General features: G+C 37.7%; 24 protein-coding genes and 1 tRNA gene. 19 read left to right on the forward strand and 6 right to left on the reverse strand.

All coding sequences use genetic code 11. From position 1 onward, the window contains the following. Positions 1–4 precede the first annotated feature (4 nt). The 6 genes from SJY44_RS01480 (at position 5) to SJY44_RS01505 (ending at position 5342) form a co-directional block, all read left to right on the forward strand. Positions 5–1420, forward strand: a complete 1416-nt coding sequence (locus SJY44_RS01480; RefSeq protein ID WP_396590985.1) for a RagB/SusD family nutrient uptake outer membrane protein — start codon at positions 5–7, stop codon at positions 1418–1420. A 127-nt stretch (positions 1421–1547) separates the two neighbouring features. After that, positions 1548–2477 carry a glycerophosphodiester phosphodiesterase family protein gene (locus SJY44_RS01485; RefSeq protein WP_396590986.1) on the forward strand — a complete coding sequence of 310 codons (930 nt, stop codon included), beginning with the start codon at positions 1548–1550 and terminating at the stop codon, positions 2475–2477. Positions 2478–2485: 8 nt separating this feature from the next. Then, complete coding sequence (locus SJY44_RS01490) at positions 2486–3364, forward strand: nucleoside phosphorylase (protein ID WP_396590987.1); 879 nt, start codon at positions 2486–2488, stop codon at positions 3362–3364. Next, positions 3354–4610, forward strand: a complete 1257-nt coding sequence (locus tag SJY44_RS01495) for a ComEC/Rec2 family competence protein (protein ID WP_396590988.1) — start codon at positions 3354–3356, stop codon at positions 4608–4610. Before SJY44_RS01490 ends, SJY44_RS01495 begins: the two co-directional genes overlap by 11 nt. After that, the gene (locus tag SJY44_RS01500) at positions 4588–4896 is read left to right on the forward strand and encodes an alkaline phosphatase family protein (RefSeq protein ID WP_396590989.1); all 309 of its coding nucleotides are present in this window, start codon (positions 4588–4590) and stop codon (positions 4894–4896) included. The genes SJY44_RS01495 and SJY44_RS01500 overlap by 23 nt, the downstream gene beginning before the upstream one ends. Further along, positions 4860–5342, forward strand: coding sequence for a PQQ-dependent sugar dehydrogenase (locus SJY44_RS01505; RefSeq protein WP_396592109.1), 483 nt, complete (start codon positions 4860–4862; stop codon positions 5340–5342). The genes SJY44_RS01500 and SJY44_RS01505 overlap by 37 nt, the downstream gene beginning before the upstream one ends. An 89-nt stretch (positions 5343–5431) precedes the next feature. Here the strand turns inward: SJY44_RS01505 and SJY44_RS01510 are convergent. Beyond that, positions 5432–5505 (reverse strand) — tRNA-Asn (locus SJY44_RS01510). A 69-nt stretch (positions 5506–5574) separates the two neighbouring features. Then, positions 5575–6930, reverse strand: a complete 1356-nt coding sequence (rseP, locus tag SJY44_RS01515; protein ID WP_396590990.1) for an RIP metalloprotease RseP — start codon at positions 6928–6930, stop codon at positions 5575–5577. Between the two features lie 153 nt (positions 6931–7083). Here rseP and SJY44_RS01520 point away from each other — a divergent pair, with 153 nt between their 5' ends. From SJY44_RS01520 to SJY44_RS01555, 8 genes are all read left to right on the forward strand, one after another. Then, positions 7084–7758 (forward strand): SCO family protein, encoded by a 675-nt coding sequence (locus SJY44_RS01520; RefSeq protein WP_396590991.1) that lies wholly within the window; start codon positions 7084–7086, stop codon positions 7756–7758. Positions 7759–7834: 76 nt separating this feature from the next. Next, positions 7835–8080 (forward strand): ferrous iron transport protein A, encoded by a 246-nt coding sequence (locus SJY44_RS01525; protein WP_396590992.1) that lies wholly within the window; start codon positions 7835–7837, stop codon positions 8078–8080. Then, positions 8077–10314, forward strand: a complete 2238-nt coding sequence (feoB, locus tag SJY44_RS01530) for a ferrous iron transport protein B (protein WP_396590993.1) — start codon at positions 8077–8079, stop codon at positions 10312–10314. Before SJY44_RS01525 ends, feoB begins: the two co-directional genes overlap by 4 nt. A 279-nt stretch (positions 10315–10593) precedes the next feature. Next, positions 10594–11118 carry an RNA polymerase sigma factor gene (locus SJY44_RS01535; RefSeq protein WP_298922994.1) on the forward strand — a complete coding sequence of 175 codons (525 nt, stop codon included), beginning with the start codon at positions 10594–10596 and terminating at the stop codon, positions 11116–11118. Positions 11119–11120: 2 nt separating this feature from the next. Next, positions 11121–11912 (forward strand): HEAT repeat domain-containing protein, encoded by a 792-nt coding sequence (locus SJY44_RS01540; protein ID WP_396590994.1) that lies wholly within the window; start codon positions 11121–11123, stop codon positions 11910–11912. A gap of 20 nt (positions 11913–11932) precedes the next feature. Then, the gene (locus SJY44_RS01545) at positions 11933–12685 is read left to right on the forward strand and encodes a DUF4097 family beta strand repeat-containing protein (protein ID WP_298922996.1); all 753 of its coding nucleotides are present in this window, start codon (positions 11933–11935) and stop codon (positions 12683–12685) included. Between the two features lie 18 nt (positions 12686–12703). Further along, complete coding sequence (locus SJY44_RS01550) at positions 12704–13417, forward strand: hypothetical protein (RefSeq protein ID WP_396590995.1); 714 nt, start codon at positions 12704–12706, stop codon at positions 13415–13417. Positions 13418–13483: 66 nt separating this feature from the next. Next, the gene (locus tag SJY44_RS01555; protein WP_396590996.1) at positions 13484–13942 is read left to right on the forward strand and encodes a nuclear transport factor 2 family protein; all 459 of its coding nucleotides are present in this window, start codon (positions 13484–13486) and stop codon (positions 13940–13942) included. Positions 13943–13945: 3 nt separating this feature from the next. Here SJY44_RS01555 and SJY44_RS01560 read toward each other — a convergent pair whose 3' ends face one another. The 4 genes from SJY44_RS01560 to SJY44_RS01575 are packed head-to-tail and all read right to left on the reverse strand — an operon-like array spanning position 13946 to position 17288. After that, positions 13946–14338 (reverse strand): DUF423 domain-containing protein, encoded by a 393-nt coding sequence (locus SJY44_RS01560; protein ID WP_298922999.1) that lies wholly within the window; start codon positions 14336–14338, stop codon positions 13946–13948. A gap of 24 nt (positions 14339–14362) precedes the next feature. After that, the gene (locus SJY44_RS01565; RefSeq protein WP_396590997.1) at positions 14363–14770 is read right to left on the reverse strand and encodes a DUF2141 domain-containing protein; all 408 of its coding nucleotides are present in this window, start codon (positions 14768–14770) and stop codon (positions 14363–14365) included. Positions 14771–14821: 51 nt separating this feature from the next. Continuing rightward, complete coding sequence (locus SJY44_RS01570) at positions 14822–15256, reverse strand: hypothetical protein (protein WP_396590998.1); 435 nt, start codon at positions 15254–15256, stop codon at positions 14822–14824. Next, a complete protein-coding gene (locus tag SJY44_RS01575; RefSeq protein ID WP_396590999.1) occupies positions 15249–17288 on the reverse strand; it encodes a S9 family peptidase in 2040 nt (679 codons plus the stop codon). Before SJY44_RS01575 ends, SJY44_RS01570 begins: the two co-directional genes overlap by 8 nt. A gap of 63 nt (positions 17289–17351) precedes the next feature. Here SJY44_RS01575 and SJY44_RS01580 point away from each other — a divergent pair, with 63 nt between their 5' ends. The 5 genes from SJY44_RS01580 (at position 17352) to SJY44_RS01600 (ending at position 23873) form a co-directional block, all read left to right on the forward strand. Then, the gene (locus SJY44_RS01580; RefSeq protein WP_298923003.1) at positions 17352–18458 is read left to right on the forward strand and encodes a helix-turn-helix domain-containing protein; all 1107 of its coding nucleotides are present in this window, start codon (positions 17352–17354) and stop codon (positions 18456–18458) included. Positions 18459–18541: 83 nt separating this feature from the next. Then, positions 18542–19060: a hypothetical protein gene (locus SJY44_RS01585; RefSeq protein WP_298923004.1), complete on the forward strand. Its 519-nt coding sequence runs from the start codon at positions 18542–18544 to the stop codon at positions 19058–19060. A gap of 8 nt (positions 19061–19068) precedes the next feature. After that, on the forward strand, positions 19069–20640 hold the full coding sequence (locus tag SJY44_RS01590) for a dienelactone hydrolase family protein (RefSeq protein WP_396591000.1): 1572 nt from the start codon (positions 19069–19071) through the stop codon (positions 20638–20640). A gap of 166 nt (positions 20641–20806) precedes the next feature. Then, positions 20807–22327, forward strand: a complete 1521-nt coding sequence (locus tag SJY44_RS01595) for a serine hydrolase (protein ID WP_396591001.1) — start codon at positions 20807–20809, stop codon at positions 22325–22327. A gap of 58 nt (positions 22328–22385) precedes the next feature. Then, positions 22386–23873 carry a M28 family peptidase gene (locus SJY44_RS01600; RefSeq protein WP_396591002.1) on the forward strand — a complete coding sequence of 496 codons (1488 nt, stop codon included), beginning with the start codon at positions 22386–22388 and terminating at the stop codon, positions 23871–23873. The last annotated feature ends 15 nt before the right edge of the window (positions 23874–23888 follow it).

Genomic DNA, 23888 nt, shown 5'->3' on the forward strand with positions numbered 1-23888 from the left:
CAAAATGAACTTTAATAAATATACATTTTTAATGGTGGTTGTCTTCCTTGGACTGTTTTCATGCGAGGAAGAATTGGATATTGTTCCAATTACCGAAAAGTCTGCCAATAACTTCTATTCCAATGAACAAGAATTGGAAAGCGCTATAGCGGGAGTTTATGCACAATTGCAAAACGGAGGTCTTTATGGCCTAGATTTAATTGGTGTCGGTGAAATATCTGGGGAAGATTCCTTTGAAGAAATTGCGGCAAATGATGGTGGTCGTTTTGGGCAATTGGATGACTTTTCGACCAACGCAGGTAACGATTTGGTAGGAGATATATGGCGCGAATCATACAAAGGTATTCAGAGGGCCAATACCATTTTGAATCGAGTTACCGACATAGAATATGAAGATGACTCCCGTAAAACCAATAGAATTGGTGAGATGAAATTCATTCGAGCACTGTTGTATTTCAATTTGGTAAGATTATATGGCGATGTGCCCTTGGTCACCACCGAAACCGAGAGTCCTTTTGATTTCTTTGGTCAAGGCCGTACCCCAATGGCTCAGGTGTATACCCAAATAGAAACAGATTTAAATGATGCCATTCAAGACCTTCCAGAGGCAAAGGAATCTGGCAAACCTGCTAGAGGTGCGGCCCAAGCGCTTCTGGGTGATGTGCAACTAACCCAGGGTAATTTCAGTGACGCTTTGACCAGTTTGGAGGCAGTGGTGAATTCTAGTGAATACACCTTGGCGGCTACAACCGCTGAGATTTTTGGTGTGGCCAACGAGGGTAATTCCGAGATTTTGTTTGAAGTGCAGTTTGCAAGCGGGTTTAACGTTGATGGCAGTTTTGAAGGCAGTCCTGCGGGCTCCCAATTCCGCCCTTCCGGGACAACGGCAAATGCAAAAGGCCACAATCTGCCCACACAGGATTTCATAGATTCCTATGATGCTGGGGATACCAGGCTCAATGATTATGTGGCCGTAGATCCTGGAGCCAACCCTTTTTACTTTTCCACTAAGTATGAGGTATCGACCACAGGTGCCGATGATGGGGGAAGTGATCATCTAATCATTCGATACACCGATGTCATCCTCAAATATGCCGAAGCGCTAAATGAAAACAATCAGACCGCTGAGGCCACAACACAACTAAATGTGATAAGGACAAGAGCAGGTTTGGCGGCAACCACGGCGACCACTCAAGGAGAAGTTCGGGATGCGATTCGCCAAGAACGTCGTTTTGAATTTTTCGGAGAAGGACATCGGTGGTTCGATCTAAAGCGATACGGCACAGCAGTATCCGTAATGAATGCTTTCTTTAGCAATACTGGGTCCAATGTGGCCATAGATGATAACAAATTGATTCTTCCAATACCACAAAGTCAATTGGACACCGATTCGTCCATCACCCAAAATCCAGGTTATTAACCAGGATCGCAGCATAAGAACAGTACTAGTTAGTTTGAGTTAGTTTAGTTTATTTCAATCGGGGGGATTACGTCCCCCCTTTTATTTCTTTTTAAAGAATCACCAACAAACCTTTAAAAAACATAACATGAAACGCTTTTTATTTTTTACGGCCCTTCTGCTATGGGGAAGCTGTAAAGGACAACAAACCACTGAGATAACCCCTAAGGATGCAACAGACATCAAGGCATCCACAATCCAGGATAAAATCGCTAATCTCAACGATTCAGCAAACAAAGAAATCATTGTAGTAGCGCATCGCGGAGATTGGCGGAATGCACCTGAAAATTCGTTGCAAGCCATCCAAAATTGTATCGATATGGGTGTAGATATGGTAGAAATTGACATAAGGGAAACTAAAGACGGCCATTTAGTACTCATGCATGACGAAACTATTGACCGTACCACTACCGGAAAAGGATTTGTCAAAGATTGGACATTGGATTCGTTAAGGGCATTGCACTTAAAAGATGGATTGGGAGTCGCTACTCAGCATAAAATACCAACGCTCGAAGAAGCCTTAAAGACAACAAAGGACAAGATTTTGGTCAACTTGGATAAAAGCTACACCATCTTTGATAAATGTATCCAAATCGTACAACTTACGGAAACCTTGGATCAGGTGATTATCAAAGGGACAAAGACAAGAACGAAGGTAGAAGAAGAATTCGGAACATATCTGGACAACGTCAATTTTATGCCTGTAATCCGCTTGAAGCAAGGTAGCAGTGAAATCGTTGATGATTACATAAATTATCGAAAACCGGTCGCGTTCGAATTTATAATCCCGAACGACACCATCGGTTTAAGTTCTTATTTCAACGAAATACGTGAAAAAGGAGCAAGTGTTTGGGTCAACTCGTTATGGCCTCGTCTGAGTGGAGGCCATGATGATGAAAAAGCCGCAATGGATATCAATACCTATCAATGGTATATCGATAACAATGTTGATATTATTCAAACGGATCGTCCGAAATTGTTACTGGATTTTTTACGAAGCAAGAACCTACATAATTAGGGACAAACATGATTTTAGAATCCGAATTAATTGTAAATCCAGACGGGAGTATTTTCCATCTCCATTTAACCCCTGGGCAAATAGCTGATACCATTATTCTTGTGGGTGACCCCAAAAGGGTTGATGTAATCGAATCTTTGTTTTCGGAGGTAGAGTTTAAAATAGGCAACCGGGAATATGTGAGTATGACCGGAAAATTCAATGGGAAAAGAATCACCGTAGTTTCCACCGGTGTTGGCATTGGCAATATCGATATTGTAATGAACGAACTGGACGCGCTGGTCAATATCGATTTTGATACAAGGGAAATAAAGGAAGAGAAGAGAAAACTGGAATTTATTAGGATTGGGACCTCGGGCAGTCTTCAAAAAGATATTCCTGTGAATTCTTATGTGATCTCAGAAAAATCAGTTGGGTTTGACAATCTTTTGTATTTCTATGAAAACGAAGCTGATGTTGTTAATGAGGAGTTTCGCAGATTACTTCGGATTTTGGTCGGAGGGCATTCCATATTCCTAAATCCTTACGTGGTGGACGCTTCCGAAAAGCTATTGAACCAATTGAAGAGTAAAGACACCTTTACCGGAATCACCATTACTTCACCTGGTTTTTATGTTCCACAGGGCCGGGAATTACGTCTTTTTAAAAAACTGGATAATATTAACAACAAGCTCTCCGATTTTGAATATCACGGCTATAGAATCACCAATTATGAAATGGAAAGTTCTGCATTATACGGTCTGGCCAAAATGTTGGGACACGAAGCCATTGCAATCTGTTTGATTATCGCAAATAGGCTCAATAAAGAAGCCAATGAAAACTATCGGGACAAGGTAAAAGAACTCATAACATATGTTTTAGATAAAATCACAGCACATGAATCATAAAATTTTGGCAATCGTTACGGCTATCTTGCTGACGTTTCAGCTTGGCTGTAAGCCCAAACCTGAAAATATCAATATTGACCAGCAAAAAACGGAATCGGCCGAACCACTACAAAAACTACCCAAATGGCAAGAAGGTTATTTGGATATTCATCATATCAACACAGGAAGTGGGAATTCCACCTTTTTTGTTCTACCTGATGGCACTACCATGCTTTTTGATGCAGGAAGCATGGACAAGGAGGGGTTTGAAAAAAAATATGCCCCATTAAAGGCTACTTCTCCAGTTCCAGATGACAGTAAATCAACGGCAGAATGGATATCGGCCTACATTAAAAAGGTTACTCCAAAAGAACATCAAGATACAATCGACTATGCCTTGGTGTCACATTTTCATTCCGATCACTATGGAAGCTTGGTGGGATTGGGAAAAAAAATCCCCTTCGGAAAAATCATAGATCGGAACTCGCCGTACCTCAATTTTCCATTTGACCTTACCACCTATCTAAAAAATGACAGTATTTTTCAGGAATATCTTTCTTTCCTGGCAACAATGAAAATGCCTGCCGAGGCTTTGGAAGTAGGCAGTAAATCCCAAATACATCTGTTGAATAATCAAAACGAATACCCTAATTTTTCCATCAGAAATATTAAATCCAATGGGACCATTTGGACAGGAGTTGGCAATGACACCATGGACTATTTTACAGCAGAGGACATGACCTCTTTTTATAAAGGCGGTTACAATGAAAATCCGCTCAGTCTGGCCCTAAAACTATCTTATGGAAGTTTCGATTATTTCACTGGAGGTGACAATACAGGCTTGCAAGGCTATGGGCTCCCCAAATGGTTTGATGTGGAAACACCGATAGCAAAAGTTGTAGAGCAAGTGGAAGTGACAACCCTCAACCATCATGGAAACCGTGATGCCACCAATGCGTTTTTTGTAAAGACACTAAATCCCAATGTAGTGATTCAACAACTTTGGTGTTCCGACCATCCAGGACAGGAAGTGTACCAACGCTTGATTCATCATGATGAAGAAACCATGGAAAGGGATATTTTCTCCACTAATATGCATCTAGAGACATTGGTGACATATGGCCCTTGGTTCAGGGATAATTACAAAAGCCTACAAGGGCATATTGTAGTGCGTGTCGCTCACAATGGAACAACCTTTATGGTTTACGTTTTGGATGAAGCAACCTTAAATATCAAGAAGTATTATGGCCCTTATCAAAGTAATTAAAATTGCATTTATCTTAATAGCTGTAATATGTAGCCAACATAATTTTGCACGGCACAACGACAAACCCAAATTGGTTGTTGGAATCATTATTGATCAGATGCGCGTGGAATATTTATATCGATTTCAGAACAACTACACCGAAAACGGTTTCAAAAGACTGATGCGGGAGGGATTTAATGTCAGGAATATGCACTACAACTATGTTCCAACGACAGCCCTTTTGTCGGCACAAAGAATGCAAAACCAGAAATCTGGAGCCTTGGGCACAGAAACCCTCAAGGGCTAACATTACATCCCAAAACCAATGAACTCTGGTTGCATGAGCATGGACCAAAGGGAGGAGATGAACTAAACCTTATTAAACCAGGACTTAACTATGGATGGCCAATAATATGCCATGGTATAGACTATGATGATACTCCAATCGGAGAGGGAATTACCCATAAAGAAGGAATGGAACAACCCAATTATTATTACGCACCATCTATAGCACCAAGTGGTATGGAGTTTTATTCTGGAGACACCTTTAAAAAATGGAAAGGCAACTTATTTATTGGTGCAATGGCACTCACGCATTTAAACCGATTGGTCCTTGAAAATGGTAAGGTAGTTCATGAAGAACGATTGTTAGAAGACTTTGGAAGAAGAATACGAGTGGTTAAACAGGGGCCAGATGGTCTAATCTATATTGGTGTTGACGGCGGTATGATTCTGAGGTTAAGACCCATTTGAGTTTTTGGAAAGGTAGTTTGAACTAACCAAAATTCTTTTTGTAAAAAGAAAAAGCCACCTACTTTCGTAGATGGCTTTCTTTCATTAAGCTCCCCCTCTTGGGCTCGAACCAAGGACCCTCTGATTAACAGTCAGATGCTCTAACCAACTGAGCTAAGGAGGAATATTTTACCCTAAGCGGGTGCAAATATAGGAGTTTCTTTAAAATGCAACAAGCAAAAAAAGTGGTTTTCTACTTAAAAAGCCATTTATACAAATCGTTGCCATTTGCAAACAGCAATAATCCTATTAAAAGAAAGAAGCCAACCATTTGTGCATACTCCAAAAATTTATCACTAGGCTTTCTTCCCGTTACCATTTCATATAGCAAAAATGTTACATGGCCACCGTCTAAAGCTGGTATTGGCAAGATGTTCATAAAAGCAAGAATAATAGATATCAATGCCGTTGTGGACCAAAAAGCCGCCCAATCCCAAGTATCTGGAAACATACTGCCGATAGCCGCAAAACCACCAACACCTTTGTAAGCACCAGTAGAAGGATTGAATATTTTCTTGAGTTGTTTTACGTAGCTGGACAAAGTTGTAACGCCCTTGTCTATGCCAGCTGGTATAGCTTCTAGAAAAGTGTATTTCTCGGTTTGAATTCTGAAGTAGCCCCTATCCTCTAGGTCCTTCATGGTAAAGCCTCCAATCTCTATTCCCAGTTTTGCATCATCAGATACTTTGGCAACTAGATCTGCCTGTGTTCCATCACCCCTATTTACTTTTATGTTGATGTCTTTTCCTTTGTTTTCTTCCAAAAGCGCCATCACTTGGTCTCTATAAATAGCTTCTGAACCATTAACAGACAAAAATTCGTCCTTGGACATAAATCCTGTATCTGTGTTGTGCGAACCTTTAGAAACTTTATTTACAACAAAAGGTGCTCGTAAACTTAAAAACCTAACCTTCTCCTCATCTTCCAATAAGGTAGAGATAAAATCAATTGGGATTTCTTGCTCAATTTGTTGTCCATCTCTATTTAAGGTTATCGTATTTCCATTGATCAATTCAATAAAAACGCTATTAAAGGTTTTCAATTTTTCTCCATCAATAGCAATAATTTTATCACCAGTCTGTATGCCGACCTTATCTCCTATTTCCTTTTCGGTCACCCAAACACCGTCCCGCAAGCTTTCCATTGGAATGTATTGGTCGCCATAAGAGTATGCCATGCCAATGTAGATGATAACGGCAAGGATAAAATTAACGGTTACACCACCGAGCATAATGATAAGACGTTGCCATGCCGGCTTACTGCGGAATTCCCATGGTTTTGGTTCCTCTTTCATTGCTTCGGTATCCATGCTCTCATCGATCATTCCGGCAATCTTCACATACCCTCCTAAGGGCAGCCAACCAATTCCGTAAACGGTCTCCCCGATCTTTTTCTTAAAGAGGGAATACTTAACATCAAAAAAGAGATAGAATTTCTCAACCCTTGTCTTAAATATTTTTGCAGGGATAAAATGTCCAAGTTCATGAAGAACAATAAGTAAGGACAAACTAAGAAAGAATTGTATGGTCTTTATTATAATGGGGCTCATCAGCATTTATCTGTTAAAACGCACAAAAGTAAACTTTTAGCCAGTGATAAAAAAACGGCAAAACCAAGCACCGCTTCGTTTTAAGAAAGTTTTAGCACCAAAACTTAGGTTTTATCTTGAAGAATCCTTCTGTCAGTCGTAATTTTGTAACTGATGAGGTCTTTTTTTTCAAAATACAAATTCTTTGGAGTAACGCTTTTAGCACTTTCGACGGTAATTATCTATTTGTTTTACAACGCTTTACAACCAAAAAAAATACTCCCCATTTTTCAACCCTCTATGGTGAGTCAAGAGTTGGTGGACAGTACTTTACACTACAAAAAGAAGTATCATACCATTGCAGATTTTGAGTTGATCAATCAAAACGGGCAAAAGATTACCCAGAAGGATTACACGAATAAAATCTACGTAGCTGATTTCTTTTTTACTACCTGCCCAACCATCTGTCCTATCATGACCAAGAATATGGCAGAAATTCAAGGTTCAATTTTGGATGACCAGGATGTTTTGTTGCTTTCCCATTCGGTAACGCCAGTTATTGATTCCGTACCCCAACTAAAAAAATATGCATTGGAAAAAGGGGTTATGGATAGCAAATGGAATCTGGTTACAGGAGATAAAAAACAGATTTATGAGCTTGCAAGAAAATCATATTTAGCGGTAAAAAACGATGGTGATGGAGGTCCTTATGATATGATCCACACTGAAAACTTCATCCTTGTGGATAAGGAAAGAAGGATTCGGGGATTCTATGATGGCACCAACAAAGAAGAAATACAAAAACTTCTTGAAGACCTTGAAATTTTAAAGGCTGGTTACGCGGAATAATCCTTTGAAACTTTAAGAATCCTATGTGCTCATTTTTATTTACTTTTGCTCTTACTTAAAATCAATCTAAATAAGTTTGGTGGCGACTGTTGCAGATTTAGAACACGGACAAAAAGGAATCATAAAGGAATTTTCAGATAATGTTCTTCCCATAAAATTGATGGAGCTAGGATGTTTACCCGGAAATAGCGTAGAATTGGTTCAAATTGCACCTTTAAAAGATCCAATTTACATTAACGTAAATGGTAGCCACATAGCCATACGGCGCTCCTTGGCCAAGCAAATTGAGCTTGATATTATTGATGATACGATAGCCATATGAGCAAAAGCATAAATGTTGCACTAATCGGCAATCCCAATACTGGAAAAACCTCAGTTTTCAATCAACTTACAGGGCTTAAACAAAAAGTAGGGAACTACCCTGGCATTACTGTTGAAAAAAAAGAGGGTATCTGCAAATTACCGCGAGGAGTAAAAGCACATATTCTTGATCTTCCAGGCACTTACAGTCTTAATACCACCTCGTTGGACGAAAGTGTGGTCGTTGAACTATTATTGAACAAGAACGATAAAGATTATCCAGATGTTGCGGTAGTAATTAGCGATGTAGAAAACTTAAAAAGAAATCTACTCCTTTTTACACAGATCAAGGATCTTAGAATCCCTACTATTTTAGTCATCAACATGGCGGATAGAATGTCCAGAAAAGGGATTTCATTGGACATTGAAGCTCTAGAAGAAAAGTTGAATACCAAAATTGCTTTGGTAAGCACAAGAAAGGGAAACGGCATTGAACGTATTAAAGAATTAATTGCCGATTACAAAACCTTATCAACAGCACCCAATGTAAACACTTCTAGAATCTCCCCCGAATACTTTGGGCGTTTGCAAAAAGCTTTCCCCAAAGAAGACCTGTACAAACTATGGTTGGTGATCACACAGGATGTAAACTTTATGCCCATTGAAAAGAAGCGAATTCAGGATGCGACTTCTTTTTCCACCAAATCCAAAGATGAACTTAAAAAACTTCAACACAAGGAAACTGTTTTACGTTATCAGTTTATAAATAGCACCTTGAAAGAAACCTACAAAGTAGACTTTCAAGCGGCTAAAGGATTGCGCGCCTCTCTTGATAAAGTATTGACACATAAGGTATTTGGTTATGTCATTTTTCTTGTCATATTATTGACCATTTTTCAAGCCATTTTTGATTGGAGCAGTTATCCACAGGATTTTATTGACCAGCAATTTGCCATGGCTGGCGAATGGATTAAAAATACGTTGCCCCCGGGAGTATTTACGGACTTGTTGGCCGAGGGAATACTGGCAGGCATAGGCGGCATTGTAATCTTTATTCCCCAAATAGCCTTTTTGTTTCTGTTCATTTCACTGTTAGAAGAAACTGGATATATGAGCAGGGTTGTCTTTTTAATGGATAAGCTCATGCGCCCATTTGGTCTTAGTGGTAAAAGTGTGGTGCCCCTTATTTCGGGAACTGCCTGTGCAATTCCGGCAGTTATGGCAACAAGAACCATTGAAAATTGGAAAGAGCGCTTGATTACCATTTTGGTCACGCCTTTTACTACTTGTTCAGCAAGGTTGCCTATTTATTTAATCTTAATTGCCCTTGTTATCCCAAAAGGACGTTTTCTAGGATTGAGCTACCAAGCCTTGACCTTAATGTTGTTATATATTATTGGATTTGGAATGGCCATTTTTTCAGCAATGATTTTAAATAAAATCTTGAAAATTAAAAGTAGTTCCCTTTTTATGGTGGAAATGCCTACTTATAGACTTCCTCTTGTGAAAAATGTGGCCTACACCGTAATAGAAAAAACCAAAAGCTTTGTCTTTGGGGCCGGAAAAATCATTTTAGCTATTTCTATTGTCCTTTGGTTCCTGGGATCCAATGGATATTCTGAAGATTTTAAAAATGCGGAAAGTATCGTCAATAAAAGAATTGAAGATGAAGGCCTTTCCACGTATAGTAAAAACTACATTCAGAATAACATTGGCACCTATATGCAGAGCACCAAATTGAATATTGTAGATCAAACCAATGCCATTGGGTTAAAATCGCTCCAAGACTCTGTACAGATAATGACAAGCCAACTAAAAGAAAGAGCTAGAGCACAGGAAATTTCTAGTTATAAACTAGAACACTCTTATATAGGGTATGCAGGAAAAGCCATTGAACCCTTGGTTAGACCATTAGGCTACGATTGGAAAATTGGCATTGCAGTTTTAACATCATTCGCTGCGCGCGAAGTTTTTGTTGGAACCTTGGCAACCATATATAGTGTAGGTAATGACGAAGAGGAAACCATTAAAAGTAGAATGGCCGCAGAGTTACATCATTCAGGCAAAAAACCATTGTTCAACCTGGCATCTGGCATTTCATTAATGTTATTCTATGCTTTTGCCATGCAATGTATGAGTACGTTAGCTATTGTTAAAAAAGAGACTAACTCATGGAAATGGCCTTTGCTTCAACTAATATTTATGAGCGTTTTTGCTTATCTTGTTGCTTTGGCGGCATATCAAATCCTAAAATAAATGGAAATCGTTCAACACATTCTGGTATATTTAATTTTGACAATTGCCGTTGGGTATTTGGTATTAAAATTTATTCTTCCAAAGTCATTGATTCCCACTAGAAAAAAAACCACAAAATCTTGTGGGCAAGATGGTTGCGGTTGCAGCTAAGTATTCAGCTATATTTTTATTACCAACTTTCACTGCTTTCGGGAATTTAAATTGAAAAAATTTTATTCCTGCTGTAACCTTTTATAAATTCCTGATTATATAGGTTAGAACATCAACTAAAAACATCTCTTGAAAGAGCTCTCAGATGAAATAGTAATGCAAAAAGTTGCCACGGGCAATCTAGATTTACTCAAGGTACTTTTTGATAGGCACCATAGACATGTCTATAATTTTTTATACAAAATGTCCGGAGACAAAATGTTGAGTGAAGATTTAACGCAAGATGTTTTTTATAAACTGATCAAGTATAGAAACTCATACAAAAATGGCTCTTTTAAAGCATGGTTGTTTACTATAGCAAGAAATGACTTAAAAACACATTTTACCAGGAACCATAAAAATCATGACGATATAGATGTATTGGAATATAAGCAAGTGGAAAATGAAGACAACAGGAAAGAAGAATATTCCCATTTGCAAAATGCACTGAACAAACTGGATGCCACAGATCGCGAGTTAGTCATTTTAAACCGGTTTCAGGAAATCCGATACGAAGAATTGGCAGAAATAGTAGGAAGCACTCCAGGAGCAGTTAAAACAAGGGTGTGCAGAGTTTTAAAAAAATTAAAGAGTATTTATTTAGAAAATATATAAGCATGGAAAAAAATCATGTTACAAACTTGCTCCCAGAATATCTGGACAATGCATTGAGCAAGAAGGAAAAGGAAAAGGTAGAACAACACATTGCTGGTTGCATTCAATGCAAGTTGGAACTGGATGAAATGAAAATATTGTTCAAAGCTTTTGAAGATGAATCTATTTCAGTTCCAACAGAAAGCCTCAGTGCAAAATTTGATAAAGCCTTACAGGAAGAAAAAATGGAAACAAACAAAGTGATTCCTATTTCTTCGGAAAGAAGAAAAACAGGATGGGCTTCCAATATGCTCAAAGTAGCGGCAAGTATTGCGTTGTTGGTCGCTTCTTTTCAGATGGGAAGATTTCTCCAACAAGAAAAATCCAATGAAGATATCGCCGTTTTGCTAGATGAAAGTTTGCAGTTTAAACAAACAGCAATGCTTTCTTTAATGGAGAATCAATCTGCCAGCAAACGTATTCAAGGGGTCAATTATATTGAAGAATTTTCTAAGCCAGATGAGACCATTGTAATTGCATTGGCAAACAGATTGTTGAATGATGAAAATGATAATGTACGATTAAACGCATTTGAGGCTTTATCCAAGTTCACGGCATCAGAAACTGTAAAAACGGCATTTATAGAAGCGTTGAAAATTGAAAAAAATCCAAGTATACAAATTGCTATTATTCAATCTTTGGTGAAAATCCAAGAAAAGAAAGCGGCAGCACCCATGAAGAAATTATTGGAACAAGAGGACACACAGCCCTTTGTCAAAAATGAAATCAAACTAGGGTTACCTAAAATTATATAAACATCAAAAAACGAAAAATCATGAAACACGTAACAATTCTTTTAATAACATTTGCTTTTAGCACAATTACCACTGCCCAAAAAGAGTATACTAAATCATTAAGTGGAATAGAATGGGTGAAAATTGAATCCAAATCGGATATCACCTTAAAATCATATAGTACCAATGAGTTATTGATTAAAGGCAGCAGAAGTTCCAAAACATCTGAAAAAGCTAAAGGACTCAGATTAGTTGGTGAGGGAGGCACTGACAATACAGACGTTGGTTTCTATGTAGTACAGGACGGCAATACATTGATAGTTAAAAATTTAAGAAAGTCTGAAGGCGCTGAAATATATCTCCCAAAAAACCAAAATGTATCGGTTGTAAGTACTTGGGCCGGTGACATAGAAATTGATGGCTTTTCAGGAGAAATTGAAGCAGATGCCCAGCTAAATGGTAGTATTGAAATTACTGATGTGAACGGGCCGGTGACCGCAAATGCCCTGAACGGTGAGGTTACGGTAACGTTTGGAACGGTAAAACAAGATTCCCCTATTTCAATCTACACCACAAACGGAGAGGTTGATGTTACTATGCCTTCAAGTACTCCAGCAGATTTAGCCTTGAGCACAAGAAACGGAGACATTTATACGAACTTTGAGTTTAAGAGAGAAGAAAAAGATGGTTTAAAGTCAATATCTGGAAGAAAAGTGAAAGCAACCATCAATAGTGGCGGTGTCAACATTTCGCTAAAGTCCACGAATGGGAATATTTATTTAAGGAAACAATAATCAAATAATCGATCAGTCATGAAAAATGTAGCAATCATCATAGCATTAGGTTTCATCAACCTATCCTTAAATGCACAAAAAATTATTGAAAAAAGGATCAATTATAACAATCATGTTATAGATCTTGACGTAAAATTTGCCTCGGATATTGTAGTCAAAACTTGGGATAAATCCACAGTTTATTTTAAGGCAACATTAATGACCAGAAATGACAAATACTTGGATCTGTACAAATTAAATGTGGAAGAGAACAATGGTTATATCAATATTAGTTCGGTATCAAAACCAATTATTAAGGCTTTTTATGACGAATGGAAAAAAAATAGCTCAAACAGAGAAACCACGTACTACAATACCAGCGATATGTATGAATTTAATTATGTTCTCTATGTACCCAAAAATGCAAGCTTCAGTGTGAGCAGCATAAATGGTGATCTTAAATCAGATATTATTGAAGCTGATTTTACAGCGGACTTGATCAACGGTAATATTGACATTAAAAAATACAATGGCAATCTTGACCTTAAAACCATAAATGGGGAAATAGACCTGGTTATAGCAAATTCAAGGCTTACCGCTGAAACGGTTAACGGCCAAATTTACGCAGATGAAAAAATGGATTTAAAAGTTACCGATCGTCATGTTGGCCAAAAGGTGGAGGGGAGTTTTAATAGCACAACCTACCGTCTGGAATTAAATACCATAAATGGCAATATGTATTTGCGGCTTTAGGTTATGAAAAGGCTATTTAAAGCGATTCTTATTCTAGGGCTATGCATCTGTTCTTGTAAAAAACCTTTGAAAAGTTCCAATCAAGATTTTGTTGCAAAAGATTCATTGCAATTGGTTCAATTAATCATAGATCGTGAACGGGCCATGATCGAAAAAGATATTGATTTGGCCATGTCTCAATTCTCAAATGATGCAACTTGGATAAATTCTCAGGGTTATTTTTTTCAGGGAAAGACCGAGCTTAAAAAGTTCCATAGAATGCTATCGGGAAATGATTCCTTGGATTATTATTATGAAGCTGGAGAGCCAAGAATACGAATTCTGGGCGCTAAAAATGCAATTGCCTATTATTCATGGAAAATGTTTTGGTATCGAAAGGAAAATCCAAGGGATACCACTTTTAAGGAAATTGGTCTAATGACTTTAAATGCCCAAAAAGAAAATGAAAAATGGCAGTGGACAGCAGTTACAAATCAACATACTCCTTGGTTTTACAATGAGATAAAACCAGTACAAATAGAGTGATTTTTAAAGTATTGGTGCAATAAAAGAATATAGCAACAAGCCCCAGCCAATAACAAGTATTAAACCTCCGACAGGTGTTATGGGTCCAAGAAATCTTAGTTTTTTCCCTTTTGATGCGCTTAAACAAAGACCATAGATACTAAAGGAAAATAATAAAGTACCCATAACAAAACAATTGACAATGTATTTATCAATGGGTTGGTCAAACCCAAGGTTAAAGCTAAGCACCACTAACAATATGGCGTGGTACATTTGGTATTTGACACCGGTTTCAAAACTATGAAGTTGTTCTGGGGTCAGTTTCTTTTTTAGCGCATGGGCTCCAAATGCTCCAAAAACAATAGCCAAAAGGCCATAAAAGCTACCCATAACTTGAGCAAGTAGAATTGTTTCCATATGTATTAGAAGTATAACATACTATTAGAAAATAACATTGATTTCGGTATCTCTAGTTACTCTAAAGCAGCATTCTTTATATTTTGGAGGACCAAAAGTTTTCATTTTTGCTTTAGAAAAAGCTACTTTTTCCTTCGGAATTCCCAACCAATTTGTATCAAGTACATCATTGCCATTTTGATCATGAAAAACAGCTACAGCATATTCCCCCGCAGGCAAATCTTCTATATCTAGCATAACTATTCCTTCTTTCGCCGGTTTGGTTCCTGTTTTAACCACTCCTTCAAAAGTTAGAAAGGTATCACCAGAATCATAAATTGCCACATTTACGTTCCCTTCTGTGGATGGAACATTGTGGATATGTACAGAAATAGTATTCTGTGAAAACATCAAGAAAGGCACCAAAAAAATGGTGTAGAAAACAATCTTCATAGGTAAAATCTGGACAAAATTATCATTGCTTGAATACATACGTTTTCAAAATCAATTTTGGCTTTTAAGGTTCGCCATTAATTTGGTGTTCAGTAAATTATAAATTTCCTGAGTTTGTATACTATCATTAAAATTGAGAAAAATTTTGAGTGAATCATGGTGAACCAGTCTTATTTTTTCCTGTCTTAAGTCATCCACAAAAACGTACACTTTAGTTTGAGTCAGTGAATCCTTGAAAACACCTTTTTCTTTAGCCATCCAAGAAAATCCATTGAAGCGCTCCATTTCTGGAAGCTTTTTTACAAGCTCAATACTATCAATTTCTGAAATAGGAATTTTCTGGTAGTACACTCCTGAAAGAACTCTAAACTTTCCCTCTTCAATTTTGTGCCAATTCTTATAATGAAGTATAAAAGCAAAAGCACAGGTTATAAGTGTGAGAACAATCAACACATTCCATAACCAGTGCCTTTTCTTTTTAGTCATTTTCTTTATCTGTTCTATACTTATCAAACCATGCAACGGTATGTGCAATTTTGGTTATCAAATTGCTTGGTTTATTTGCAATTCCGTGGCTTGCACCAGGAATTTCAACCAATACGGTCTCAATTTTACGCAGTTTAAGGGCGTGATACAGTTGTTTGGCTTCACTGGGCGGTGTACGTAAATCGTTCATGCCCACCATTACCATAGTTGGGGTCTCTATATTACCAACGAGCGAAAGAGGGGAAAATTTCCAATACCCTTCAAAATTTTCCCAAGGCTGTCCAGGATATCTAGAATTGGCATAGCCAAAATAGTTGTCGGCCACCAAGGTTTTACTGATCCAGTTCATTACAGGCTTAGCTACTACTGCTGCTTCAAAACGCTTGTTTTTTCCAATCATCCATGCCGACATGATTCCTCCAGCACTTCCGCCAGTTACAAACAATTGGTCTTCATGAGCAATCCCCATTTTTATACAATAATCCACACCATCCATAGTATCATCATAATCTTGGCCTGGATAATTATTTAAAAGCAAATTTCCAAATTCTTCGCCATAACTGGTACTCCCCCTAGCATTAGGGTAAAAAACAATATATCCAGCTGATGCATATAATTGCATTTCAATTGAAAAACGATCTCCGTAATTTGCAATAGGGCCACCGTGATTTTCTACCATAAATGGATATTTTTTAGTAGCATCATAATTTGGCGGATAGACCACCCAACCTTGAATATCACGACCATCAAATGAAGATTTGTACCAAACCTCTTCTACTTTCCCTAAGGTTCGATAATCTAAAAGTGCCTTGTTCAAAGCTGTTATTTTCTTTGGGGTTTTTGCCTTCAGATTTAAAATTGCCAAATCTGATGGATAATCAGGTCGTGAATATGTATAGGCAATTGCACCGTTTTTGGAAACACTGTGTGAACCACTACCATAAGGTCTTCCAAGTATTGTTCCTCCCCTATTATCAGCTAGTTTTGAAATCTCTCCTGAAAGGGAAACATAGCCAATCTTGCCATTACCTTTATCGTCATAATCAAAGTAAAGCCCGTTGCTTTTACCATCCCAATGGATATTGGAAACGGTTCTGTCCAAGGCATCTGTTATACTTCTTTTGTTACTTCCATCTACATTCATAATGTGCAACTTGCGAACTTGATAGGCTTCCCTTTTATCCTCAATACCTATATAAGCAATGTATCTGCCATTTGGAGAAATCTGTGGACTGTAATCCGGGCCGTTTCTATCTGTTAACGCACTAATTTTCCCGTTTTGAACTTCAACGTAATAGATTTCACTATTGCGAAAATCGTATTCCCAATCTTCATTTCGGTTTGCAGAAAAGTAGATTTTACTACTGTCAGTGCTCCAAGATAATGTTCCTCTATGATGCCAATCTCCAGAAGTTATTTGACGTGGCGCCCCTCCTTCTGAAGGAATTGTAAAAATATGATTGAATCCTGGTTTTATATATCCTCTACCATCAGCCTCATGATAGACACGGTCTGTAATTCTTGGAGTCTCTGCCCATTTTGCTCCTTTAGGTTTTTTAGGGGCTTTAGCAATAACCGGTGGAGCCTTGGGGACGTTCATTGAAAACGCCAAATTTTTCCCGTTTGGGGACCAAGTCAAGGAGCTTGGACTAAAAGGCAGTTGCGTCAATTTTGCGATTTTACCAGAAGCTACCCAATACATGAAAATTTCGGAACCTTCATCCGTGCTGCTGGAGAACACAATGCGATCTCCGGAAGGAGACCATACCGGGCTATTTTCATTAACCTCCCTTGATGTCATTTTTTGATGTTGGCTTCCATCTGTTTTAACCAACCATAAGTTTCCAGCGGAGCGATCTTTCATAATATCATAATCCATTCTACGATATACTACCCACTCCCCATTTGGTGAAATCTGTGGGTCAGAAACATATTGTAAATCAAAAATGTCCAGATAGGAAAAATTTTGTTTTTGTGCTGTTGAAAATTGCAGGGCACCGGCTGCAAGAAATAAAAGAAGAAGTCTCCGCATAGTTTTGAAATTTGTAGTTTTAAAGGTAGCGGAAAACGAAGAAGCTTCAAAAAGAAATTGTGGATGCAACTCAATATTTCCATCATTCAACTTATTACTATTTGTGCGGTTGCCAATGGATTTATTTTTGGGTTTCTGTTATTGGAAAAAAAGGAAAACAGATTCGCCAATCGTTTTCTATTCCTTTCGTTAATCTGCATATGCCTGACCTTTACTCCCTATATGCTGGACCCTTCAATTTGGAACACCTATAGATGGCTGGCATGGATGCCTTTTTCATTGTCATATTGGATAGGTCCCTCTTTTTACTTTTATGTTCGTACGTTAACCAATTCAAGTTTTCGATTTACAAAAAAACATCTTTGGCACTTTTCCCCTATTGTCCTAAATTATGTCCATAGTATCTACCATGCTATTTTTCCAGGAAGCAGAACGCCATGGCATTGGTTTCATTTTGTAGCTGAACTTTTTGAATCGGCAGCAATCCTCTCCATTTTAATCTATATGATTCTGTCTTTCAAAGAGGTCAAGAAATATCAAAAACAACTTCTGAACAACGTCTCTACCATAACCGAAATCGACCTTCAATGGGTTAAAAAAACGATTATCGTCATTGTTGTTTCTTTTGTATCCATTTTAATTTTTCTATGCATTAGCAGTGGTATCAGTGGAAAGGAATTATTCCATCAATGGAATCAGTATAGATCTGCCGTATTATTGCTCTATTCATGTATGCTCTATTGGCTTAGCATTCGGGGATATCAGCAAGCACAAACCATAAAAATTAGTAAGCCATCGGATTCCGATATTAATCTGCTCGACAAAGAATCAGTCAAAATAATTGATCAACTTCATAACGCTATGGTCAATGAAAAACTGTTCAGAAATCCTGAGTTGAATCTTGCAGGTCTGAGCAAATCAATTTCAGTTTCCGAAAGAACTATTTCTGAAGTTTTAAACGGCAACCTCAACAAAAACTTTTATCAATTTGTAAATGAATACAGAGTGAAGGATGTTCAGGAAAAATTGAAAGACTCAAAAAATTCTAATCTAAAGATTCTAAGTCTGGCGTTTGATGCAGGGTTTAATTCCAAAGCAACATTTAATAGGTTGTTCAAAGCATATACCGGACAAACCCCAAAAGAATTTAAATTTCAAAACTTGCGTTAAAAAACGTTTTTTGATACGTACAATCCGCTATAGAGACTTTTTTAAAAAGCTTCCTGACTAGATTGAGACAAAATTAATATCTCATGCAAAAGTCATTTTTCATTCTATCGTTTATTTTAATCTCACATTCATCATTTTCTCAATCCATAAAGGATTTGGGTTTTTTAATAGGGAATTGGAAGGTTGTGGAAACCATATACCCGGGTACCGATAAGGAGTACCAAGAAATTGGGACCAGAAGTTGTGAATACTACCTTAATGGGAGTTTTATTAAATGCGAATCACTAACCGTTGATCAAAGAAACGAACGGGAACGTGCCTATGCCTACATTATTAACTATCATAAAAAGGAAGATGTTTTTTTGGTTACCTCCCTGTCACATGACTTTCCATTGCACGGCCAACATAAATGGTTTTTAGATAAAGAGAAACAACGCCTTAATGCCATCTCACCCAAAAATGTAATTGAGGACCGCTTTTTTAGGGCAACAATTTCTTATGCAGACAAAAATAGATTGGTGTGGAACGGCTGGTCCAGTAAATTTTTAAATGACAAAGAGTGGGTACAAATTTTCAATGATGTTACTACGAAAACTGAGTGATTTGAATTATGAACAGCAAACTATCACTTATTGTTCTACTACTCGTCTTAGGATGTCAAACTCCTAAAGATGAGAAATTAGAAGAGCCTTTTTCCAATTTTTTAGAGTATGGGGAACATTCCGTAGGATTCCAGACCTTATTCAAATCTGACCTTTCCAGAGAAAATGTTCCGTACTCTGATTGGAGTGGTAAGCTCTATCCACAGAATGCACAATCAGAAGGTAGAAATCTGCCCATTCATATTTGGTATCCGGCTTCAGAAAAATCCAAATTACTTCCTTACCGCCACTTTGTAAATTTAATTACTAAGCAAACTGAAGAAGAATTCAAAAAGGAGTCTGATTCTTTGGCAAAGAGAATCTTTACTTATCAGGTTAATCAATTAAAAGGAGATCATAGTTTTACCACAGATCAATTGGATACCCTTTTGACATTAAAGACAAATACTTCGCTTAATACCAATCCTGTTCAGCAAAAATTTCCATTGGTCATTTTCCCGAATGGTACAAGTCCTGCAATACAAAGTGTGATGTGCGAATATTTGGCAAGCCATGGATACATAGTGGTGGCCTTGGCTCTTAAGGGTGAATTCGCTCACGTAGTTGACACCTCTACAAAAGGACTGGAAGTGGCGGTAGATGATTTGGAATTCGCGCTTCAACAACTACTAGAGTTGCCAAACGTGGATAGAACTCAAATTGCTCTAATGGCCAATGCCATTCAATCTTCTTTCTGTGTTGGTTTGGCTTCAAGAAACAAAAAAATAAAAGCGTTGATTAGTTTGGAGGGCGGATTTCTTACCCAATTTGAACAAACCATTTTAAATAGAACAAGCTTTTATGAACCTCAAAATATTACTATTCCCATTCTGGCCATCTATGCTCCGCACCCCGTGGTTTCTCCACACCATATCTACCACTTAAAACACAGCGACCTCTATTTTGCCCATTTTCCAGAAATGAGCGAGTTTCATTTTTTAAACTATGGTGTTTTTGAAGAATATGTTCCCAACATAATCGGCAAGCCAAAAGGAAACACCAAAATAGGTTTCAAAACTGCATCTGAACTTTCACTTTTATTTTTAAACGCTACACTACAAGGAGAGTCAAAAATGTTGAATCAATTTTATTCTAAAAAGATGCAGGAAAATTATGAAAAGGCCATTGATACATTGTTCAAAATGGATGGGATTCCTCCACCTCCAAACATGGCTGTATTAAAAAACTTATTTATTTCTAATGGTATAGAAGTAATAGATAGTATATATCAATCACAAATATCTCAAGGAAACTCAACACCTTTCCCTATGTCTTTTTACAACGATTTTAAAAACTGGTTGGCCTGGAAGAAAGACCCAGAATATACAAATAGACTTCGCTTGTATGAGATGGCTGTTGAAAGCTATCCCAAATCCGCATTGAACAACTACCGCCTTGCTTTTTATTTAAGTAAAAACAATCTTGACAAAGCTTCACTAGAACATTATCAAAAAGCAAGACAACTATTAGATAAAGACAATACTTTAACCCATCTACAGAAGGCAGACTTAACAACTGCCATAGCTAAAGCTTTAGAATAATCCCATTCTCCAGAAATCGAACAAAAGCGTTTTTTTATGGTATAACTTGTTATATTTAGGGTAAATAGTCAACCGTGTCAAACTTCTTCTCAACCTGTGAAATGAATAAAGGCATTGGAACCATCTTAGAACTGAGCAGGACTATTTCTTAAATAACAATTGAAACATGAGAAATAAGATTTATTCGCTGTTATTCTTCCTAACTATATCATTAAGTCAATCTTTAAGCGCCCAACAAAAGACGAACAATAAAAAATTGGATGCCATGATTGTTCAGGGCATAAAAGATTGGAAAGTCCCAGGACTGGCTGCAATAGTGGTCAAAGATGGTGAAGTGGTTTTTAGAAAAACCTATGGGGTAAAAAATTTGGAGACCAAAGAAAAGGTAGATGAGAACACGCTATTCAATATGGCCTCCACTACCAAAGCAGTTGTGGCAATTGCAATGGGTATGTTGGTAGATGAAGGTAAATTGAATTGGGATGATAAGGTTGTTGACCACCTACCATATTTCAAATTGTCCGATCCCTATAGTACAGCCGATGCCCGCATAAAAGATTTATTCACCCATAATTTGGGTGTGGGCAATGCAGATGCTTTATGGATTATTGATAGTACTTCTGTTCGAGAAACCGTACGAAAGTTTCAGTTCGCAAAAAAAACCTATCCACTCCGCGGAGGGTTCACCTACCAGAACATTATGTATGCTGTTGCTGGTGAAGTTATTGCAGCAGTAAGTGGAAAGCCTTGGAACGAATTTGTAAAGGAACGCATATTCAATCCTTTAGGTATGACCCGGACCCAAGCCATAGCCAAAGATATTTTTAGCGCAGGAAATTATGTAACTCCTTATTTAAATGACGCTGAAGATGGCCTGGTAGAAGTGGATTACGGTTTTTCGGATCAAATAGGTCCAGCTGGGATGATCTGTTCTACCCCACATGATATTTCAAATTACTTGACATTTTTGGTAAATGATGGTATTTACAAATCCGACACATTGGTAAAACCCAAGACCTTCAAGTACTTATTTGAACCCCATTCTTTTTTAGGCTCAAGTGGAATTTACCCCACAAATGCCCTGACCAAACCAAATTGGAATACCTATGGTCTAGGCTGGTTTCAACAAGATTACAAAGGTCATAAACTAGATTTTCATACCGGAAGTCTATTTGGGCTGGTCGCCATTGCTGGGATAATGCATGACAAGAACGTAGCGGTTTATGTATTTGCAAACTTAGATCACGCTGAGCTACGACATGCTATTATGTACAAGGCGATGGATTTGTATGGTTTTAACGATGATAGCCGTGATTGGCATACCGAAGTTTTTACACTATACGAGGGCTTTAAAAAAGAGAATAATGAAGTATTGAAAAAGAAGGTCGAAGAACGTGCAGAAAACACAAAACCAAGTTTACCATTAGAAGCTTATGAAGGGTCTTATGTCAATGAAATGTTGGGGACAGTAGTAGTTACCGCCCAAGATGATGCATTGCAAACCAATTTTAACGATTTTATCACTTATGATGCCGAACATTGGCATTATGACACTTTTATTACCAACAAGGACCCTCGGTTTCGCGAAAAGCTATTAATCCGTTTTGAACTCAACACCGACGGAAAAATCAATCAGCTTGATTTCATGGGGGAAGTGTTTACCAAAATCACTCAAGAAGATGATTAAGTTCTTTCGATAACTTCCTTAAAAATGAATAAAAATCTAAATTAAATAATGCAATATCATGAAACAACTTCTACTACTAAGCACGCTTTTTGGAGTTCTTGTTCTTTCTGCACAGACCGATGTAGAAAAAGCAGAAGAGACCGTTAAAAAATCAAGCATTGAAGGACATATATACTTTCTGGCAGATGACCTATTAAAGGGTAGGAACACCGGAACACCAGAAAATAAAATTGCCGCTAGCTATTTGGCAAATACCCTGCGGAGTTATGGTGTAAAGCCCAATCCTGTAAGTGGCGACTATTATCAAAAAATGGATTTATTTCAATTTTCTTTGCAAGAAAAAATTAAACTATCCCTAAATGGAGTAAATTTTCCTCAAGTTGTTGCTTTTGATATTGATTCTGTGAAAAGCAAAGAAAATGCAATATACCTTAACCATGGTCTTGAATCAGACTATAAAAACAAAGACGTAAAAGGTAAAATAATTATTGCTAGAGCAGGTACTCCCGGCTCGTCCGATATGAGGTCGGCTTTTGGTAACAGAGTTACCAAACGTGACCTAGCCATTAAACACGGAGCAAAAGGTTTAATAGAAATAGGCTCTTTTGACCCTAAACAATGGCCTCGTTTTAAACACTCGTTTGAAGAACGTATTAGTTTTTCGGAAGGTGAAAAAGAACCATTGCCTATGTATTTATGGGTTCAGGCCAATCCAGAACAATTAATGAAATTTAATACCGAAGTTGTAAAAATTGAGATAGAGAGCAATGGAATCCAAAAAGAAACAATAAAAACCCAAAACGTGGTCGGAGTTTTGGAAGGAACCGATCCTGATTTAAAAAACGAATTTATCATTTATTCGGCGCACTACGACCATATCGGTATTGGAAAACCAGATGCGGAAGGTGATAGTATTTACAATGGTGCTCGTGATAATGCCATTGGTGCAACTGCTGTTTTAACGATTGCCGAAAACTTAGCGAAATACCCAACCAAACGCTCTGCGCTGTTCATCTTATTTACAGGAGAAGAAAAAGGGCTTTTAGGAAGTCAGTACTATGTTCAGAACCCCGTTTTACCATTAAATAAAATGATATATTGTTTTAATACCGATGGCGGAGGTTATAACAATACAGGTTTAGCTACCATTGCCGGTTTAAAACGTACAACTGCGCAAAGGCATATGGTCAAAGGAGCCAAAACTTTTGGCTTAGAAGCACTGGACATTGATGATGTGGCACCTGAACAAGGATTGTTTGACCGCAGTGACAATGTAAGTTTTGCCTCAGCGGGGATACCCGCTCCAACTTACTCGACTGGTTTTGATGCTTTTGACGAAGAAATAAATAAGTATTACCATCAGGCAGCTGACGAAGCGGAAAGTTTGGATTACGATTATTTGGTAAAGTTCTACCAGGGATATGTTTTATCTGGTAGACTTATAGCAAATGACCCTGAAAAACCTTTTTGGATTAAAGGCGATAAATATGAAGCAGCTGGTAACCAATTATATAATCGAACTCCTGATCTTCCTATAAAAGATTAACTTGAGGGTAATTAA

The organism is Allomuricauda sp. R78024, assembly GCF_044596045.1.
Classification (GTDB): Bacteria; Bacteroidota; Bacteroidia; order Flavobacteriales; family Flavobacteriaceae; genus Flagellimonas.

Coding starts and splice junctions, on each gene's coding strand:
- SJY44_RS01480 (WP_396590985.1), top strand. CDS start 5: ATGAACTTTAATAAATATACATTTTTAATGGTGGTTGTCTTCCTTGGA.
- SJY44_RS01485 (WP_396590986.1), top strand. CDS start 1,548: ATGAAACGCTTTTTATTTTTTACGGCCCTTCTGCTATGGGGAAGCTGT.
- SJY44_RS01490 (WP_396590987.1), top strand. CDS start 2,486: ATGATTTTAGAATCCGAATTAATTGTAAATCCAGACGGGAGTATTTTC.
- SJY44_RS01495 (WP_396590988.1), top strand. CDS start 3,354: ATGAATCATAAAATTTTGGCAATCGTTACGGCTATCTTGCTGACGTTT.
- SJY44_RS01500 (WP_396590989.1), top strand. CDS start 4,588: ATGGCCCTTATCAAAGTAATTAAAATTGCATTTATCTTAATAGCTGTA.
- rseP (WP_396590990.1), bottom strand. CDS start 6,930: ATGAGCCCCATTATAATAAAGACCATACAATTCTTTCTTAGTTTGTCC.
- SJY44_RS01520 (WP_396590991.1), top strand. CDS start 7,084: ATGAGGTCTTTTTTTTCAAAATACAAATTCTTTGGAGTAACGCTTTTA.
- feoB (WP_396590993.1), top strand. CDS start 8,077: ATGAGCAAAAGCATAAATGTTGCACTAATCGGCAATCCCAATACTGGA.
- SJY44_RS01540 (WP_396590994.1), top strand. CDS start 11,121: ATGGAAAAAAATCATGTTACAAACTTGCTCCCAGAATATCTGGACAAT.
- SJY44_RS01545 (WP_298922996.1), top strand. CDS start 11,933: ATGAAACACGTAACAATTCTTTTAATAACATTTGCTTTTAGCACAATT.
- SJY44_RS01550 (WP_396590995.1), top strand. CDS start 12,704: ATGAAAAATGTAGCAATCATCATAGCATTAGGTTTCATCAACCTATCC.
- SJY44_RS01560 (WP_298922999.1), bottom strand. CDS start 14,338: ATGGAAACAATTCTACTTGCTCAAGTTATGGGTAGCTTTTATGGCCTT.
- SJY44_RS01565 (WP_396590997.1), bottom strand. CDS start 14,770: ATGAAGATTGTTTTCTACACCATTTTTTTGGTGCCTTTCTTGATGTTT.
- SJY44_RS01570 (WP_396590998.1), bottom strand. CDS start 15,256: ATGACTAAAAAGAAAAGGCACTGGTTATGGAATGTGTTGATTGTTCTC.
- SJY44_RS01575 (WP_396590999.1), bottom strand. CDS start 17,288: ATGCGGAGACTTCTTCTTTTATTTCTTGCAGCCGGTGCCCTGCAATTT.
- SJY44_RS01580 (WP_298923003.1), top strand. CDS start 17,352: ATGCAACTCAATATTTCCATCATTCAACTTATTACTATTTGTGCGGTT.
- SJY44_RS01585 (WP_298923004.1), top strand. CDS start 18,542: ATGCAAAAGTCATTTTTCATTCTATCGTTTATTTTAATCTCACATTCA.
- SJY44_RS01590 (WP_396591000.1), top strand. CDS start 19,069: ATGAACAGCAAACTATCACTTATTGTTCTACTACTCGTCTTAGGATGT.
- SJY44_RS01595 (WP_396591001.1), top strand. CDS start 20,807: ATGAGAAATAAGATTTATTCGCTGTTATTCTTCCTAACTATATCATTA.
- SJY44_RS01600 (WP_396591002.1), top strand. CDS start 22,386: ATGAAACAACTTCTACTACTAAGCACGCTTTTTGGAGTTCTTGTTCTT.